Source organism: Prolixibacter bellariivorans ATCC BAA-1284, from assembly GCF_000621705.1.
Taxonomy (GTDB): Bacteria; Bacteroidota; Bacteroidia; order Bacteroidales; family Prolixibacteraceae; genus Prolixibacter; species Prolixibacter bellariivorans.
The window spans coordinates 234198-252368 of sequence record NZ_JHXO01000001.1 but is presented as its reverse complement, the minus strand read 5'-3'; the positions used below and the strand labels follow the sequence as shown (position 1 = coordinate 252368).

The 18171-nt window shown below is 45.5% G+C and carries 13 protein-coding genes; 11 read left to right on the top strand and 2 right to left on the bottom strand.

Annotated elements, in window-relative coordinates; translation table 11 throughout:
• Window positions 1-249: 249 nt before the first annotated feature.
• The 11 genes from T426_RS0101125 to T426_RS0101075 all read left to right on the top strand — a co-directional run bounded on the left by T426_RS0101125 (window position 250) and on the right by T426_RS0101075 (window position 15489).
• Window positions 250-1266 carry a LacI family DNA-binding transcriptional regulator gene (locus T426_RS0101125; protein WP_025862694.1) on the top strand — a complete coding sequence of 339 codons (1017 nt, stop codon included), beginning with the start codon at window positions 250-252 and terminating at the stop codon, window positions 1264-1266.
• Between the two features lie 280 nt (window positions 1267-1546).
• The gene (locus tag T426_RS0101120; RefSeq protein WP_025862693.1) at window positions 1547-2920 is read left to right on the top strand and encodes an MFS transporter; all 1374 of its coding nucleotides are present in this window, start codon (window positions 1547-1549) and stop codon (window positions 2918-2920) included.
• A 5-nt stretch (window positions 2921-2925) separates the two neighbouring features.
• A complete protein-coding gene (gene pgmB, locus T426_RS0101115) occupies window positions 2926-3576 on the top strand; it encodes a beta-phosphoglucomutase (protein WP_025862692.1) in 651 nt (216 codons plus the stop codon).
• 180 nt (window positions 3577-3756) lie between these two features.
• Window positions 3757-6087 carry a family 65 glycosyl hydrolase domain-containing protein gene (locus tag T426_RS0101110; protein ID WP_027585164.1) on the top strand — a complete coding sequence of 777 codons (2331 nt, stop codon included), beginning with the start codon at window positions 3757-3759 and terminating at the stop codon, window positions 6085-6087.
• 4 nt (window positions 6088-6091) lie between these two features.
• Window positions 6092-7945: a glycoside hydrolase family 13 protein gene (locus tag T426_RS0101105; protein WP_027585163.1), complete on the top strand. Its 1854-nt coding sequence runs from the start codon at window positions 6092-6094 to the stop codon at window positions 7943-7945.
• Window positions 7946-8027: 82 nt separating this feature from the next.
• Window positions 8028-10391: a glycoside hydrolase family 31 protein gene (locus tag T426_RS22350; protein ID WP_153637579.1), complete on the top strand. Its 2364-nt coding sequence runs from the start codon at window positions 8028-8030 to the stop codon at window positions 10389-10391.
• A gap of 23 nt (window positions 10392-10414) precedes the next feature.
• Window positions 10415-11812, top strand: a complete 1398-nt coding sequence (locus T426_RS0101095; RefSeq protein ID WP_027585162.1) for an alpha-amylase family glycosyl hydrolase — start codon at window positions 10415-10417, stop codon at window positions 11810-11812.
• A gap of 200 nt (window positions 11813-12012) precedes the next feature.
• Entirely contained in the window at window positions 12013-12573 is a 561-nt protein-coding gene (locus tag T426_RS0101090) for a hypothetical protein (RefSeq protein ID WP_025862689.1), read from the top strand.
• An 84-nt stretch (window positions 12574-12657) separates the two neighbouring features.
• Entirely contained in the window at window positions 12658-13836 is a 1179-nt protein-coding gene (locus T426_RS0101085; RefSeq protein WP_027585161.1) for an aldo/keto reductase, read from the top strand.
• An 81-nt stretch (window positions 13837-13917) separates the two neighbouring features.
• Complete coding sequence (locus T426_RS22345; RefSeq protein WP_025862688.1) at window positions 13918-14769, top strand: DUF6599 family protein; 852 nt, start codon at window positions 13918-13920, stop codon at window positions 14767-14769.
• Window positions 14770-14898: 129 nt separating this feature from the next.
• Window positions 14899-15489 carry an outer membrane beta-barrel protein gene (locus T426_RS0101075; protein ID WP_025862686.1) on the top strand — a complete coding sequence of 197 codons (591 nt, stop codon included), beginning with the start codon at window positions 14899-14901 and terminating at the stop codon, window positions 15487-15489.
• A gap of 77 nt (window positions 15490-15566) precedes the next feature.
• Here T426_RS0101075 and pheS read toward each other — a convergent pair whose 3' ends face one another.
• Window positions 15567-16586 carry a phenylalanine--tRNA ligase subunit alpha gene (gene pheS, locus T426_RS0101070; protein ID WP_027585159.1) on the bottom strand — a complete coding sequence of 340 codons (1020 nt, stop codon included), beginning with the start codon at window positions 16584-16586 and terminating at the stop codon, window positions 15567-15569.
• Between the two features lie 111 nt (window positions 16587-16697).
• Window positions 16698-18023, bottom strand: coding sequence for a DEAD/DEAH box helicase (locus T426_RS0101065; RefSeq protein ID WP_025862685.1), 1326 nt, complete (start codon window positions 18021-18023; stop codon window positions 16698-16700).
• Window positions 18024-18171 lie beyond the last annotated feature (148 nt).

The window sequence follows — 18171 nt, the reverse complement described above, 5'->3', positions numbered from 1 at the left end:
TTCAAATAAACATTTTTTAACCTTCATGAAATATACCATTATGTTTACCAGGTCACAATTTCTTAACGCAAACGATTGCGATGACGTTTGCGCCGAACATGTTTTACAACACATTAAGGAAAAACTCTCCTCCTTAGCATAGAAATTGACATGAGATAATGTGATTCAACTATTTTGGATTACTTTAAATTTTCTTTACTTTGACATTAGTAGTGCTTTTCATAATATTTTGACCAGCGGAAAACAAAAATGAAGGGTAGCCAGGTAACCATCAAAGACATAGCCAGAGAATTAGGCATATCAGCATCAACTGTTTCGAGAGCATTGAAGGATCATCCTGATATCAGTGTTGAAACCAAACGGATGGTCAATGACTTAGCCAAAAAACTGAGGTATAAACCCAATGCCGTTGCACTATCACTAAAAAGCAGTCGGACGAATACCATTGGTGTTATTATCCCGGAAATTGTCCATTACTTTTTCTCATCAGTTATTAGTGGTGTGGAAGATGTTGCTTACGACGCAGGATATAATGTGATGATATTCCAGTCGAACGAAAAGTATGAACGCGAAGTAACCAACGCGCAGGCTCTTCTGGCCAACCGTACCGAAGGCGTTATGGTTTCGGTGTCGAAAGAAACTCACAACTTTGAGCACCTCCACATGCTGGAGGACAGTAATATACCCTTGGTATTTTTCGATCGGATAGCAACAGGTTTTACTTCTGATAAGGTTGTTATTGATGATCATAAAGCTGCTTACACTGCAACACAGCACCTGATTAAAACTGGCTGTAAACGCATTGCGCACCTGGCTGCTCCCCAAAACCTGGCCATCGGTGAAAAAAGGCTGGAAGGTTATAAGGATGCATTAAGGGATGGAGGACTTCCTTATAAAGAAGAATATGTCTATCCGGCCGACTCTGTGGAATTGGCGGAAAATGCCATTGAATACCTGATGCATCTGCCTGAACCGCCTGACGGTTTATTTGCCAATAACGATTTAACGGCCATAGGAGCGATGAAAGCCCTTCAACGGAGGGAATACAGAATTCCCGAAGATGTCAGCGTCATGGGATTTTCAGCAGGCCGGTTCTCCGATTTTACCACTCCAAAATTAAGTTCGGTTGACCAGCATGGTTATGAAATGGGCGCAGAAGCCACCCGAATTTTATTGGAACGCATTGCTAATCCGGATTATAGTTATGGCGAAACCAAAGTCATCGATACCAACCTGGTGATTCGGGAATCGACGCGCACGCTGTAAAACATACAATTCATCGCAAACGATTGCAAAAAGGAAGTATAGAAACAGCATCCATATTTTTTTGATATAAAAGCGTTTACCACTTGCAAAAAACATGTGGCTTAACTATTTTTGAACCGAAAATCATTCCATTCTATCTTTCCACTTAGCACGGAATTGCTTCCGGCACATAGTTGATCTATCTACTTTCCAGGAACGAAACATCGAACTGCGAATGCTTAATTGCATTGGTATATACTTCTGTTTCAATTATTAATTCAGACGATAATTATTTAAACGTATGGCAAAAAAACCACGCCTAAACTTTTGGCAGATCTGGAACGTCAGTTTCGGCTTTCTGGGAGTCCAAATCGGATTCTCCCTTCAAAATGCCAATGTCAGCCGTATTCTTTCAAATCTGGGCGCCGACTTGCATTCGCTTTCATTTTTCTGGCTGGCTGCTCCCCTTATGGGATTAATTGTCCAGCCCATTGTTGGCGCTGCAAGTGATCGCACATGGAACCGACTGGGAAGGCGCGGTCCATACATATTTGGAGGTGCACTGGTAGCCACCATCGCTATGTGGCTCATGCCGAATGCATCGGCACTGGTGGCCATCATTCCTCCCATTATTTTCGGGGCCATGATGTTCGCTCTAATGGATGGCTCTTTTAATATTACGATGCAGCCCTTCCGGGCACTGGTTGCCGATATGGTACCCGAAGAACAGCGGACCTTGGGTTATTCCATCCAAAGTTTTCTAATCAACGCAGGGGCAGTCATCGGCTCAGTATTGCCGTATTTTCTGACGAATATTCTGCATGTTCGGAATACAGCTCCCAGCGGTGAGGTACCTCCCTCAGTTATCTGGTCCTTTTACATTGGTGGAGGTATCTTGTTGGCATCAGTCCTCTGGACTGTGTTCCGCACAAAGGAATACCCTCCGGAAGAGTACTGTGAGCAGAATGACCTGGATTACGAAGTATGGCAAAATGCTAAAACAGAGAAAAAATCGTTGCTCACCAATCTGAAAAACTTTTTTGAGCTTTTTGTTAAAATGCCTAAAACGATGGCTCAATTGGCTATCGTTCAATTTTTCTCATGGTTCGCCCTTTACTTAATGTGGGTTTACACCACTCCGGCAGTTGCCCAGCATGTCTATGGAACTCCAATCGGAGATTCTTCATCGGCTGCTTACAATGAAGCCGGAAACTGGGTTGGCATTTTATTTGGTGCATACAGCCTCTTCGCCGCCCTGTTCTCCATTGTAATGACCAAAATTGCCAGCGTGATTGGAAGAAAATCAACCTATTCACTGGCACTGGCATTGGGTGGAATAGGCTACATTTCCATGTATTTCCTCAACACTCCCAATTCGTTACTAATATCGATGGTGGGTATTGGTATTGCCTGGGCAGCGATTCTGGCCATGCCTTACTCCCTCCTGTCCGATGCACTTCCGGCAGATAAGATGGGCGTTTACATGGGAATCTTCAACTTCACGATTGCAGGCCCGCAAATCATTTCAGGAATTGTGGGAGCAACCCTCGTGCGCGACATTTTTGGCAACCATGCCATTTATATGATGATCATCTGCGGTGTATCCATGTTGCTTGGTGCCGCAACCGTATTTTTTGTAAAAGTGAAAAAACACGAAGTTTTAACCATCGAATAATTTTCATGACACAGATAAAAGCTTGTTTGTTCGATCTGGACGGGGTAGTAGTTGATACCGCTAAGTATCATTTCATTGCGTGGAGAGAATTGGCACAGGAACTGGGATTTGATTTCACCGAAGCCGACAATGAACGGCTGAAAGGTGTGAGTCGGGTACGTTCGCTGGAGATTCTGCTCGAAATTGGCGGTATCGAACTGGATGACAAACGAAAAGAACAACTCGCAGCCCAAAAGAATGAAAACTATGTCGGCTACATCCAGCGAATGAATCCGGATGAAATACTTCCCGGGGTGGAAGATTTCCTGAAAAAACTAAAAGAGAACGGAATCCGGATCGCACTGGGATCGGCCAGTAAAAACGCACCGTTAATCCTGAAACAAATCGGTTTAACTCACATGTTCGATGCCATCATCGATGGGAACAGCGTATCGAAAGCGAAACCCGATCCGGAAGTATTCCTGAAGGGTGCAGAGGCACTTAGCGTTGAGTCAGGTGACTGTGTGGTTTTCGAGGACGCACAGGCGGGAATCGAAGCTGCCCGTAATGCCGGAATGCATGTTATCGGTATCGGACATCCCGACAACCTGAAGAACGCGGATTTTGTCATTCCGGGTTTTGAAGAGATGACCATTGAGAAACTGAAGTTCGACTAAATAAGATACTGACTATTTATCAATCAAGTAGTCACCCGATAGAAAAGTGAAATAGAAGTTCGTCTGAGAAACACGAGGATGGAACTTGATAAACCAAACGGAAAATGAAACGCGCCATGATCAAATGCCTGATGGTATATGGCGAGTTTCGTGTGGTCTTAAAGAATAATTTATAAACACATGAAACAGTACCTGATCAATGACGAGTGGAAAATTGTAGAGGACAAATTTCACCCGGAATACAATAAGATTTCAGAAAGCGTGATGAGTCTCGGCAATGGCCGAATGGGCCATCGGGCTAATTTCGAAGAGCAATATTCTGGTGAAACCCTCCAGGGTAATTATGTCGCGGGCATTTACTATCCCGACAAAACCCGTGTGGGATGGTGGAAAAACGGTTATCCTGAATATTTTGCCAAAGTACTGAACGCAGCCAACTGGTTGGGCATTGATGTGCGCATAAACAACAACGTACTCGATCTGGGTCAGGCTGAAGTGAAATCTTTCCGTCGCGAACTCAACATGAAGGAGGGGCATCTTACCCGTACAGTAGCGGCTAAACTTCCTTCCGGAGAAGAGGTTTCCATCCATTCGCAACGACTACTCAGTATTGTCGATTCAGCCACCGGAGTCATTCGTTACTCGTTGAAAGCAACTAATTTTTCAGGTGAAATTACCCTTCGTCCGTATGTCGATTTCGATGTTAAGAATGAAGATTCCAATTACGACGAAAAATTCTGGGACGAAGTTGGCAAAGAAGTGAACGGAGGAGAAGGTTACGTTACTGCCGAAGTACGGAAAACTTTTTTCCACGTCACCTCGGGAATGAAATTCAGGGTGCTGAAAAACGGCGAGGAAATAAAAGTTGATGCCGCCACCGAAGAGCGGAATAAATACATCGCTAACACATTCACTGTAAAGGTATCTGAAGGAGATGAAATTACCATCGAGAAATTCGGTGTCAACCTCTCATCAGAATATCACCCGAAAAAAGGTCTTCAGACGAGAGCCAAAGAGTTGCTAAACGCGGTTTATGCAAAAGGCTTTGACCGGATGCTAAAAGAACAGATTGACGCCTGGGCAGTAAAATGGGAGACTAGCGATATCATTATCGAAGGCGATGTATCGGCTCAGCAGGGAATTCGTTTCAACATCTTCCAGTTGAATCAAACCTATACCGGTGAAGACGAGCGTTTGAACATTGGGCCCAAAGGATTTACCGGAGAAAAGTACGGCGGTTCCACCTACTGGGATACCGAAGCCTATTGTGTGCCATTTTACTTGGCTACAGCTCCACAGGATGTTTCGCGCAACCTGTTGCTTTACCGCCACAAGCACTTGCAAAAAGCCATTGAAAACGCCGAGAAACTCGGTTTCAAAAACGGTGCAGCCCTTTATCCCATGGTAACCATGAATGGTGAAGAGTGTCACAATGAATGGGAAATCACCTTCGAAGAAATTCACCGTAATGGTGCCATCGCCTTTGCCATTTACGATTACATCCGATACACCGGCGACCAGGACTATCTCGCACCTTACGGATTTGAAGTATTACTCGGCATCTCCCGTTTCTGGGCACAGCGCGTGAACTGGTCCGAAGCCAAACAGAAATATGTGATGCTCGGCGTTACCGGTCCGAACGAATACGAAAATAACGTCAACAATAACTTCCACACCAACCGCATGGCTCAGTGGACACTTCGGTATACACTGGAGGCTATTGATTTCATGAAAAAAAATCATGCCGACACATATGCTGAGCTGGTTAAAAAATGGAATCTTGACGAAACAACAGAACTGAGCAAGTGGGCCGACATCATTGAGAAGATGTATTTCCCGTTTGATGAAAAACGCGGTGTTTTCCTCCAGCAGGATGGATTCCTCGACAAAGATCTGACTCCTGCTGCCCAGCTTCCGGCAGAAGAACGTCCGTTGAATAAAAACTGGTCGTGGGATCGGATTTTGCGTTCATGCTACATCAAGCAGGCCGATACACTGCAAAGCATTTTTCTGTACGAAAATGAATTCGACAAGGAGACCATCAGGCGTCACTTCGATTTCTACGAGCCTATCACGGTTCACGAATCTTCGCTTTCGCCCTGTATCCATACCATTTTGGCCTCAACGTTAGGTAAAGAGGAAAAAGCCTACGAAATGTACCTGCGTACTGCTCGTCTTGATATCGATGACTACAACAGCGACACCGACGAAGGCTGCCACATTACCTCCATGGGTGGAACCTGGATGGCCTTTGTGATGGGTTTTGGTGGTATGCGTGTACGCGATGGTCGCGTTGTACTGAATCCCTTCATTAATAAATCCTGGAAATCGTATGCATTCCGCATCAACTTCCGGGGCGCCTGGCTCCAAATTAAAGCCAGTCAGGGAACGGTATACATCGAGAACCATTCGGATGTCGCTTGTCCGCTGAATATTTACGGAAATGATTACACACTAGAGGGCAATCAAAACCTCGAGGTTGAACACCAAAGCCTAATCACCAAATCTTAAAACAATGCCAAGGTATAGAAATCTATTAGCGTTGATCGCCCTGATGTTGCTAACGACGTTAGCAACACAGGCAGCCGTAAAACCTAAACTTGACCGGGTTGAACCGCCAAACTGGTGGGCCGGAATGAAAAATCCGCACCTGCAACTGATGGTGCACGGACAGAATATCTCGGATACGAAAGTAAAAATCGATTATCCGGGTGTTCGGGTAGAAGGTGTCACTTCCGTGGAAAACCCCAACTACCTGTTCATCGATCTGATGCTCGCCGACACAGTGAAGCCGGGCTCATTCCCTATTCTTTTCACCCAAAAAGGGAAAACCGTTCAACAGTATACTTACAAGCTGTTGAAGAGGCGAAAAGGCTCAGCTGAACGAAAAGGTTTTTCGGATAGTGATGTCATGTATCTAATCATGCCCGACCGTTTTGCCAATGGCAATCCGTCGAATGACTCGATGGATGGAATGCTTGAAAAGGCAGACCGGAGCGATCCCAATGGCCGTCACGGAGGCGACATCCAGGGGGTAATCGATCACCTTGGTTACATTGCCAAACAGGGATACACGCAAATCTGGTTAAACCCCGTACTGGAAAATAATCAGCCCAAATATTCCTACCATGGTTACTCAACCACTGATTTTTACAAGGTTGACCCGCGCATGGGAACCAACAAGGAATATGCAGAGCTTTCAGCGAAAGCAAAGGCAAAAGGGATTGGTCTTATCATGGATATGGTGTTCAACCACATTGGTTCCTCCCACTGGTGGATGAAAGACATGCCAATGAAAGACTGGCTCAACGGTTATCCGAATTATGAACTGTGCAACTTCCAGAAAACCGTGGCTCAAGACCCGCATGTATCGAAAGAAGATTACAACCAAATGTACGACGGCTGGTTCGTACCTTCGATGCCCGATTTGAATCAGAAAAACCCGTATGTGGCCAATTACCTGATTGAGAATTCCATCTGGTGGATTGAATATGCCGGACTAAGCGGCATCCGCATGGATACCTATTCTTTTCCCGATATGCATATGATGGCACGATGGACTTGCCGCATCATGACAGAATACCCAAATTTCAACATTGTCGGAGAAGAATGGGACACTTCACCCGCCATCGTTTCCTACTGGCAACGGGGCAAGAAAAATCCGAACGGTTACAAATCATGTCTTCCCAGCCTGATGGATTTCCCCATACAGGATGCACTCACCAAGTCGCTTACCGGCAACAGCTGGATGCCGCTTTACGGGACACTGGCCATGGACTTTTTGTACCCGGATCCGGACAACCTCGTGGTTTTTGCCGACAACCACGATACCGAACGTTTCTTCTCGAGCATCGGTGAAAATCTCGGCAAGTTTAAGTTGGGAATAGCTTATATTTTAACCACACGTGGCATTCCGCAGATTTACTACGGAACAGAAATCCTGAGTACCGGTGGTGCCAATGGCGAAGGTGACGGCTTCAAACGGAAAGACTTCCCCGGCGGATGGGCTGGTGATAAAGTAAATGCTTTCACTGGCGAAGGCTTGACAGTGCAGCAAAAGACCGCCCAGGAGTTTGTCAAAAAACTGGTCAACTGGCGGAAATCGAATGAAGTGGTAGAACATGGTAAACTAATGCACTTCATTCCGCATGACAACATTTATGTCTATTTCCGTTACAACGACAAAGGCATGGTTATGGTCATTCTGAACAAAAACACCGAAGCCAAATCTCTGTCAACAGCACGCTTTGCTGAAATCATGAACGGATATAACAGTGGACATGATGTAGTTAGTGGTGATAACATTACCGACTTGTCAACCATCACGGTTCCGGCCATGTCGCCCATGATTATTGAATTGAAAAAGTAACAGAACTAAAAAGCATATCGCAGTGAAGTATGTAAAACAACTTGCGGTTTTATTTTTACAGTTAGCTTTGATTTCTCCCCTCATGGCAGGGGAGAATTCTTTTTTTAATCCTCAGTACCGTTCATCGGTTTACGCCAATGGACAATTGCGTATTTCCACCAATGAAGGTATTCTGACATTGACACCTTTCGGACCGAAAATGGTGCGTGTAGCTTTGACCGAAAACGGAGAGTTGCAACGATCGTATGCAGTCGTTGCTCATCCTGATACAGCAGGTGTAACTGTCAGGAAAGACAAGAATTCTGTTACCATGAACCTGCCTTCGCTTCAAATTTCGGTCCTGAGGAACCCGCTTCAAATCGCTTTCATCCGCAAAGGAACAACCGATACCATTGCCGTTCAAAAAGCAACTTTTTCCAAACAGGATACAGCTGGTTTCCGTTTCCGGCTACAGCCACGTGAAATGATTTTCGGTGGAGGAGAGCGGGCCATTTCCATGAATAGAAGAGGTTACCGTCTGCGCCTCAACAACGAAGCCCACTACGGTTACGGCTGGGGCGAAGAGAACCTGAATTTCTCGGTTCCCTATTTTGTGTCATCCAACGAATACGGTATTCTGTTCGACAACCCGTCCATCGGTTATGCAGACTTAGGAAAGAAGAATGCGAACACGATGGAACTGGGAGCAACCGGTGGTCAATTGGTTTATTATTTCCTGGCGGGGAAAACTTTCGAAAAACTGCACCATTCGCTGGCACATTTAACCGGAACACAGCCCATGCCTCCCCGTTGGGCACTGGGCAACCTACAATCGCGCTTCGGCTACCAAACCGAGCAGCAGGCCCGAAATATGGTCGACAGTATGCGAATGGCCGGCTATCCGCTCGACGGAATTATCCTTGACCTCTATTGGTTTGGCCAGGGAGAAAAAGACTGGCGCATGGGCGACCTCGACTGGTTCAAACAGAACTGGCCGACACCAAAGAAAATGATCGCCGATTTCAAAAAGGAAGGCGTTCACACGATCCTCATTACCGAACCTTACATTCTGCAATCGTCTAAAAACTTCCCGGAAGCCGACAGCTTAGGCATCCTGGCCGATGACGAAAGTGGCAAAACCGGTATCATCAAGAACTTTTACTTCGGAAAAGCCGGCCTCATCGATATGTTCGATCCGGTAGCACAGGATTGGTTCTGGAAGAAATACAACAAACAAATTAAAAATGGCGTTTCCGGTTGGTGGGGCGATTTGGGTGAACCCGAAACACTGCCGTCCAACCTGGTTTTCATCAACGGAAAAGCCAACGATGTGAAAAATGCATACGGCCTCGTCTGGAGTAAAATGCTGCATGACAAATACGCCGCCAACTACCCGGATGTACGGTTGTTCCACCTCAACCGTGCCGGATTTGCCGGTTCGCAGCGCTACTCCAGCTTCCCGTGGTCGGGTGACGTGGGGCACACCTGGGCCGGCTTGAAAGCGCAGGTTCCCGTCATGCTGGGCATGAGTATGTGCCAGATTCCCTACGCCAGCTCCGATTTGGGTGGCTTCTCCATTGGAAAAAAGGACGAAGCATTGTATCGTCGTTGGCTACAGTTTGGCGTATTCAATCCTATATTCCGGCCACACTCGGGAACAGCACCACCCGAACCCATTCACTATTCCGATTCAACGCAAACGATCGTGCGTCATTTCATTAAACTGCGCTACCGGTTGATGCCCTATAATTATACCTTGGCATGGCGACAAAGCGTAACAGGAGAACCGCTGGCCTCCCCCGTTTTTTACAAATCGGCTTATCCCAAAAAATACTGGTCCAACAACGACCTGTATTATTGGGGTGATGCTTTTCTCGTTTCGCCGGTGTTGGAAGCAGGCGAAAAGTCAAAGGATATTTTACTCCCGCGCGGTACCTGGTTCAATTATTTCACCGGAAAGGAATATGATGGTAATGGCTGGGTTCATTATAATTTGAACGACTCAACCATTCCGGTATTTGTCAAAGCCGGAAGCTTTATTCCATCGGTACCGGTGTTCTATTCTACCAATCAGTATTCAAGCCAACAACTGACGGTTGACTATTACCATTCGCCTGAAATAAAACAAGCTGAATACACAATGTACGAAGACGATGGTCATACGCGGGATGCTTACCAAAAAGGCGAGTATGAATTGCTGCACTTCACGCAGAGGTCAAACAAAAATGGCATGACATTCCGCTTCACGCGTGATGGCGGACATTATTCCGGTGCGCCGAAAAACAGGGAGATGCAACTGGTTGTTCATCATGCAGGAGTTATCAATACGGTACAGGTTGACAATGTTCAAATTCCGGTCAACGAGAATAAAGAACAATCAGATTATTCTGCTGAATTAAAAGATGATAATCTCGTTATTCATTTCCCATGGAAGATGAGTGATGAAGTGACCATACAACTGAATTAATCGTTATTATAAAAAAGAAAGTGATGCTTAGATTAAGAAACTTACTGGTAATGACCCTGATGGCTGGGGTGTTTTTTACCGCATGCAACGGCACATCGAAGAAGAAAACCGAGAAAGCAGCCACTGAAAAAGCTGCTGCTGGTTCTGTTAAGTCAGAAGCTATCTTTCCTGATTGGTCCCGCGATGCAACCATTTATGAGGTAAATATTCGTCAATATACCAAAGAAGGAACGTTCGCCGCTTTCGAAAAGAGCCTCCCTCGTTTGAAAAAGCTAGGTGTAGATATTCTTTGGATTATGCCGATCAATCCCATCAGCAAAAAGAACCGCAAGGGCACATTAGGTTCGTACTATGCAGTTCAGGATTATAAAGGCGTAAATCCGGAATTCGGGAATTTAGCTGATTTCAAACATTTGGTAGATAAAGCCCACGAGATGGGTTTCCATGTGCTGCTCGACTGGGTGGCCAACCACACTGGCTGGGACAACAAATGGATTACTGAACATCCCGACTGGTACACACAGGATTCACTGGGACACATTATCTCGCCCGTTCCGGATTGGACCGACGTAGCTGATTTGAATTACAACAACCCGAACATGCGCGCCGCCATGATTGACGCTATGAAATACTGGGTAAAGGAAGCTAACATCGATGGATATCGTTGTGATGTGGCCGGTAGTGTTCCGGTTGACTTTTGGAACCAGGCTCGTGCCGAATTGGATGCCATCAAACCCGTTTTCATGCTGGCCGAAGATGCGGATAACATGAACCTATTGAAGAAAGCATTCAATGCCAATTACGGATGGCCTTTCCTCCACATCATGAATGAGCTTTACAAAGGGAAGAAAAATGCAACCGATATTATAAATTACTACGAGAAAACATATGCCGCATATCCCAAAGGCTCCTATCCGATGATCTTCACCACCAACCACGATGAAAACTCATGGAATGGTACCGCATACGAACGCCTGGGTGATGCAGTAAAAACCTTCTCGGCACTGACCTTTGTCGTTCCCGGAATGCCGCTTATTTACAGTGGTCAGGAAGCAGGATTGCACAAGCGTCTCTCATTCTTTGAAAAAGATGAAATCGATTGGAGCGATCTGTCCATGAGCAATTTCTTCCACAAACTTATCCAGCTGAAAAAAGATAATAATGCACTTTGGAATGGTAACTCAGGCGGCGACTTCGTTACGCTGGAAAATTCAGCCATGCCAAAAGTGCTCACATTCTCCCGCAAAAATAATGGCAACCAGGTAGTATCTGTATTTAACCTCTCCCCGGATCCGGTATCATTCGAAATTACCGGCTCTTTCCCGGAAGGAACATTCAAAGAAGCCTTTACCGGACAAGAACGTACGTTAAACGGCATTTTCAAGCTTGCTCCCTGGGGTTACCAGATATTTGTAAAATAGTTTAGTTTGGTTTAGTTAGTTTTTATCGTTGAAGCATCTTCCTTTCGGGGAAGGTGCTTTTTTTGATCTCAAAACAGCATCCCCAAATGCGGGCAGCTACAGTTCACAAAACCTGCTCAATTGAATGCTGCCTTTCTTTTGTTTCTGACAGTATCAGCGTAACTTGTATTACCTAACCGGAAACCAATACAACCTTTAACATGAAAATCAAATGGTACATCCCGCTCATGCTGATGTGCATATGCATTTTCGCATTCACGTCATGCAGCAAATCCAGTGACGAAGAAGATCTCACTTCCGAAGAAACGCAGGATTTCAGCTTCACCCAGGCCATCGTTGTCAACAATGAAACGGAAGAATTCTCGGAATCAGTTGTGCTGAAGGCAACCGATTACAACAAAGCTTTCGATGAATTTGACGGAAAAATCAAGAGTATTGAAGTAAAACAAATCAAGTACATCATCACAAATTTCAATGGTCCTGAAAACCAGGAATTAATTACAGCCTCACTCAGTGTTGCAGATGGTTCAGGAAACGGTGCAGAGATATTGGCAACCGCCACCAACATGATCCTTGCCGATATTCAAAACCAGGAACAAACCATTGATCCGGAAACAGCCGGATTAAACAAATTGCAACTAATGATGAAAAACAGTCCGCATACTGCTACCATGACGCTAAGCGGCACTGCAAATTCAACCCCCATCACACTAACCCTCACTTATACGATTAAAGGCAGTATCACCGTCTATATCGATTAATTCAGTTTTTCCGTAAAAATGATACAAACTGAATAACAGGTATTTTTTATAACTTAAGTGCGAATTAACCTAACGAAACACGTCATGGCTCAACCGAAACTAGACCGCCGTCATTTTCTACGGCTGGGAGCAGCTGCTACGGCCGGATTAACAACTGCCGTTGCTTTCACTCCCGAAAATGCAAGGGCTTCTTCGAAAGCCGACAAAAAAGTCATCACCCGCAAACTGGGTAATACCGGCATCGAACTTCCTGTTGTCAGCATGGGCGTTATGCGTGCTGACAATCCCAACATACTGAAAGCTGCCTACCAGATGGGTATCAAACATTTCGACACGGCCCATGGCTACCAGGGTGGCCGAAATGAAGAGATGGTTGGTGAATTTTTCAAAGACAAACCGCGCGATTCCTTCATCGTTTCCACAAAAATCCATCCTGACCGCGGAGGCATCTCCACTGAAAAATTCATGGAAATGCTCGACATCAGTCTGAAGAGACTGAAGATGGACCACGTCGACATTCTTTATCTGCATGCTGCCAACGACAAGGATTATACACTCGATCCACGCTACCTGGCAGCTTTGAAAAAAGCCAAGGCAGAAGGCAAAGCCAAACATTTGGGAGTGACAACTCATACCAACATGGCAGAGGTCATCAATGCGGCAGTAGACAGCAAAATCTACGAAGTCGTTTTAACCTCCTATAACTTCCGTCTGGCGAAAGACGAAAAGCTGCACAAAGCCCTGAAAAGGGCCAACGAAGCAGGTTTGGGTGTCATCGGGATGAAGAACATGGCCGGAGGTTTCCTCGACAAGGAAAAACAAAAACCGGTGAACTGTAAAGCGGCCTTAAAATGGGCCCTTTCCAATCCGGATGTTCATACCTGCATTCCCGGCTTTACCACTTACGAAATGCTGATGGAAAACTGGTCGGTTGCTTCCGATATTAAATTGGATGCAAAGGAAATGAGCGATCTCCAGTTGGCTTCCAACGAGGTGGGCTTGTATTGCCACGGTTGTGAAAGTTGCAGTGGCCAGTGTCCGCAAAACCTGCCCATCCCCGATTTGATGCGTTCGTATATGTACAACTACGGTTACAGTTATCCGGCCAAAGCATACGAAACAGTAGCAGCCCTTTCGCTTCCGGAAAATCCGTGCGCCAACTGCGACGAATGTACCGTTACTTGCCCAAATGGTTTGAATGTAGGCGAACGGGTGGCCGATATTGCCCGTATCCGGAATATTCCGGGAGAATTCCTGGTATAATCATAAATCAATTAACCTTCAACTATCCGGGAATGATTCAGTGATCATTCCCGGAATTTTTAACGCTAAACTTTTTAATTCATGTCAAAGAAATCATTGATTCTGCTCGTCCTCTTATTTCCGGTTTTAGCTTTCGCTGAAAATGTCGAATTTCCTGACGTCGATGGTTGGCAACGCGATGGTGACGTAAAAACCTACAATCGCGACAACCTGTTCGAACGCATCGACGGAGCCTCGGAATTCTACTTCAGTTATGCATTCGAAAAGCTGTACGTCGCAGAATACAAAAAGGGAGATGCCGAGCTGACCATAGAAATTTACGACCAACACGATCCGGTTCATGCATACGGCATTTACAGTATGGAACGTCCGGCATCAGCCGACACCAAATCTATTGGCCTGGAAGGTCACTATGATGATGCCACACTAAACTTCACGACAGGAAAATACTACGTAAAGATGAATACGTACAATGTAGACGATGCCGGAGAAGCGTTACTAATGAAAGTCGCACAACAAATGGCGCCTACCTTGTGCAAAAATCCGAAGCTACCGGCTCAGTATGCTGCTTTTCCGCAAGAAAACAGAGTACCACATTCACAGCAGTATGTCTCTACTAATTTTATGGGTTTAAGCATGATGGGATCGGCTTTCAGGGCAAAATATACCGGCAGCGAAGGTGATTTCACACTTTTCATTATGCATAAGAAAGATAAGGAAGCTGCAGCCGAAACTATGAAAAAATACCAGGAGTTTAGTCAGGCTGAGACCATCGGAACCAAAGAGGGAGAATACACCATAAACGATCCCTTTAATGGTACCGTTTACCTGTTGTGGAAAGGAAATTATCTGGTAGGAGCTTCGGGCAAAGTAACATCTCAAGAGGCCTTCAAGCTGGCCGAAAAGGCAATGAATAATCTGAAACCGGAATAACCTTCCAATACCAATAAAATATTAGAATACAGAAAGATCACCTCCGGGTGGTCTTTCGTTTTTTTGTGTAATTACACACGAAAAGAGCTTTTTATAACGTTATCTATTGAAAACCAACAACCAATAACCATGAAACGACTAATCACCCTTATGATGCTGCTATCCTTTATCATAGGCAGTACACAGGCACGCGACCGGAAGCACGAGTTCTCAGTAAGTGCCGGAGCCCTTACCACCAACGACATCCTCGACCTTTACACCAGCGTTTTAACCACAACGTTTACAATGGGTTATTACAAAGAGGAAAACAAAGACATTTCAGCAGCGTACGGTGCCAGCTACAAATACTATCTGACCAAACGCTTTTCGTTGGGAGCCGACTTCACCTACCAGTCGATGACAGCCGATGCTGTATCAGGAGACCAGCAGGTCGGAACAACCGACAAATCGTTTTACACATTTGCCGCCCGGGCTGATTTCAACTATGTAGCCAATCCGGCTTTCAAACTTTATTCAGGAATCGGTATTGGGTTTACCCAAATCAACCAGGAATATACGCCCAACAGTTCAGGCGATACGCCGAACACGGTGAACGAAGGAACCATCAATTTCCAGATTAATGCGTTGGGAATAAAAGTCGGCCGTGGTTTTGGAGCCTTTCTCGAAGGAGGATTTGGCTACCGGGGGATTGTCAACGTTGGATTATTTGCCGCATTTTGAGAACCTGTTATCATATATTTCGCATGAAAAAGGCTGCCTAAAATGGGCAGCCTTTCTTTCTCTATATGATAAATTTCTTAGTGTGCCGATTTAAATTGATTCAGAAAGCGTACATCATTTTCGAAGTACAGACGCAAATCGTTGATTCCATACTTCAGCATGGCAATGCGCTCGATTCCCATTCCAAAGGCAAAGCCGGTGTATTTTCGACTGTCGATACCGGACGATTCCAACGCATTGGGATCGACCATACCGCAACCAAGAATTTCCAGCCAGCCGGTATACTTACAAACATTACATCCTTCGCCGCCACAGATGGAACATGACACATCCATCTCAGCCGATGGCTCGGTAAACGGGAAGTACGACGGACGCATCCGGATTTTTGTTCCCTCACCGAACAGTTCCTGGGCAAAATAAAGCAGCGTTTGTTTCAGGTCGGCAAACGATACATTTTCGTCGATATACAAACCTTCAATCTGGTGGAACATACAATGAGCACGTGCCGAAATTGCTTCGTTCCGGAAAACACGTCCCGGAGTAACCGTCCGAATCGGCGGTTCCATCTCTTCCATGTCGTGCACCTGCACCGATGAAGTATGCGTACGCAGCAGAACATCCGGATTCCGCTGAATAAAGAATGTATCCTGCATGTCGCGCGCGGGATGTTCCTCAGGGAAGTTCAACGCCGAGAAAACGTGCCAGTCATCTTCAATTTCAGGACCTTCAGAAACCACAAAACCCAGTCGCTTGAAAATATCGAGAATCTCATTTCGCACAATGGAAAGCGGATGACGGGTTCCCAGTTTCATCGATTCGCCCGGAAGGGTCAAATCAACGCCAACTGAACTGTCTTTTTGCTCCTGAACACCACTTCGCAAAACATCAAGGCGTTCCTGGGCAAAATCCCGCAGGGTATTAATGGCTTGTCCAACTTCGCGTTTTTGCTCAGCCGGAACATTCCGGAATTCAGCAAAAAGTTTTGAAACCTCTCCTTTTTTGCTGAGGTATTTAATACGCAATTGTTCCACCTCATCAGCCGACTGAGCCACCATGGCTTCAATCTCTTTCTTCAGTTGTTCGATTTTATCTAGCATTCCTTCCGGATTTTTTTTCTGAAGGGCAAATTTATAAAATAATCAGCATAATCGCCGGACTTTCATGATGAACAGAGAAAAAACAGTGGTTAAAGCAGATGCACTGTGAAGCTAAACCAAACTTATGCGTACTTTCTTCTTTTTAAGCTTGCTGTTGTTTAGTAATTGAATAATCTGACTCGCTTTTGACTTCTCAACCGCAACAAAAGCGCAGTCTTGTTTTATTTCTATCGTTCCCAATTGGTCGTTGCCGAGTTGACCCTGTTTTAGAAATAATCCGGCAATGTCTCCTTTTGAAATTTTATCTTTCCTTCCCCCCGAAATATAAAGAGTTCTCCATCGGGGCACCGCAGTCACGGAAGCTCTCTTCAATTCGCTGCTCTTAAAACGGTCAGGATTCAAGTCCTGAATAAAATCCGGTATATTTTCATGCTCCGACTGCAGAATATAAGCGGTTCCTTCATTATGCATCCGGGCTGTTCGTCCGTTCCGGTGAATGAACTCATGATTCCGGTGAGGCAGTTCATAATGAATAATGAATTTTATCTCCGGAACATCGATGCCTCTTGCCGCCAGGTCGGTGGCAACAATCAGTTGGTGCGTGCCATTACGAAACTTGATGAGCGCCCTTTCCCGATCGATTTGTTCCATTCCGCCGTAAAAGCAGCCGTGACTAATCTTCCGTTCGGTAAGAAAATCACTTACCTGTTGAATCGTATCCTTGAAATTGCAAAATATAATTCCCGGCTGATTGCCAATATGAGCAAGCACCTCGACCAGCGTCTCCCGTTTATCTTTTGAAGGAGAAAGGATGCTTTTCACCTTCAACTGCGGTGTGCCTTCGTGGAGATAATCGACAATAGTTGGATTCTTCAGTCCCACAAATTTGGGAATGCGCACGTCCTGCGTAGCCGATGTCAACACTCTTTTTTGAACCTTCGGCAGCAATGCCGCAATTTCACTCATTTCCGTCTCAAAGCCAATCTCCAGCGATTTGTCGAACTCATCGAGCACAAGTACCCGAATATGTTCCGCCGAAAACGTTTCCCTCCTCAGGTGGTCGGCAATCCGGCCCGGCGTACCAATCAGAATAGCGGGCCGGTGTTTCAAATCAATCTTATCCTTCGAGCCTGCGCGCCCTCCGTATACCGCATTCGTTTTGTAACCGGTCCCCATCTCCCGGGTAACCTGTTCAATCTGAATCGCCAATTCCCGTGAAGGAACAATAATCAAAACCTGAACTTCGTCACACGCCGCATTCAGTTCTTCAATAATCGGCAACAGGAAAGCCAGTGTTTTTCCGGTTCCGGTAGGCGAAAGCAGAATAACATCAGAGCAGGAACGAATGGCCAGATGAGCCTCTTCCTGCATGGGATTGAGCTTCCCGATGTTCAATTTATCCAGTATATTCTTTTGATTTTTAATCGTCTTTGTCATGGTGTCATTGCTCCGTTTCTTCAACCGACTGGGCTACCATAGCCTCAATCCCCTTCATCAATTGTTCGGCTTTATCGAACATTTTTTCTGAATGGCAAAGCTATAAAACAATCAATATAATCACCGGACTTTCACGAGGAAGAGAGGA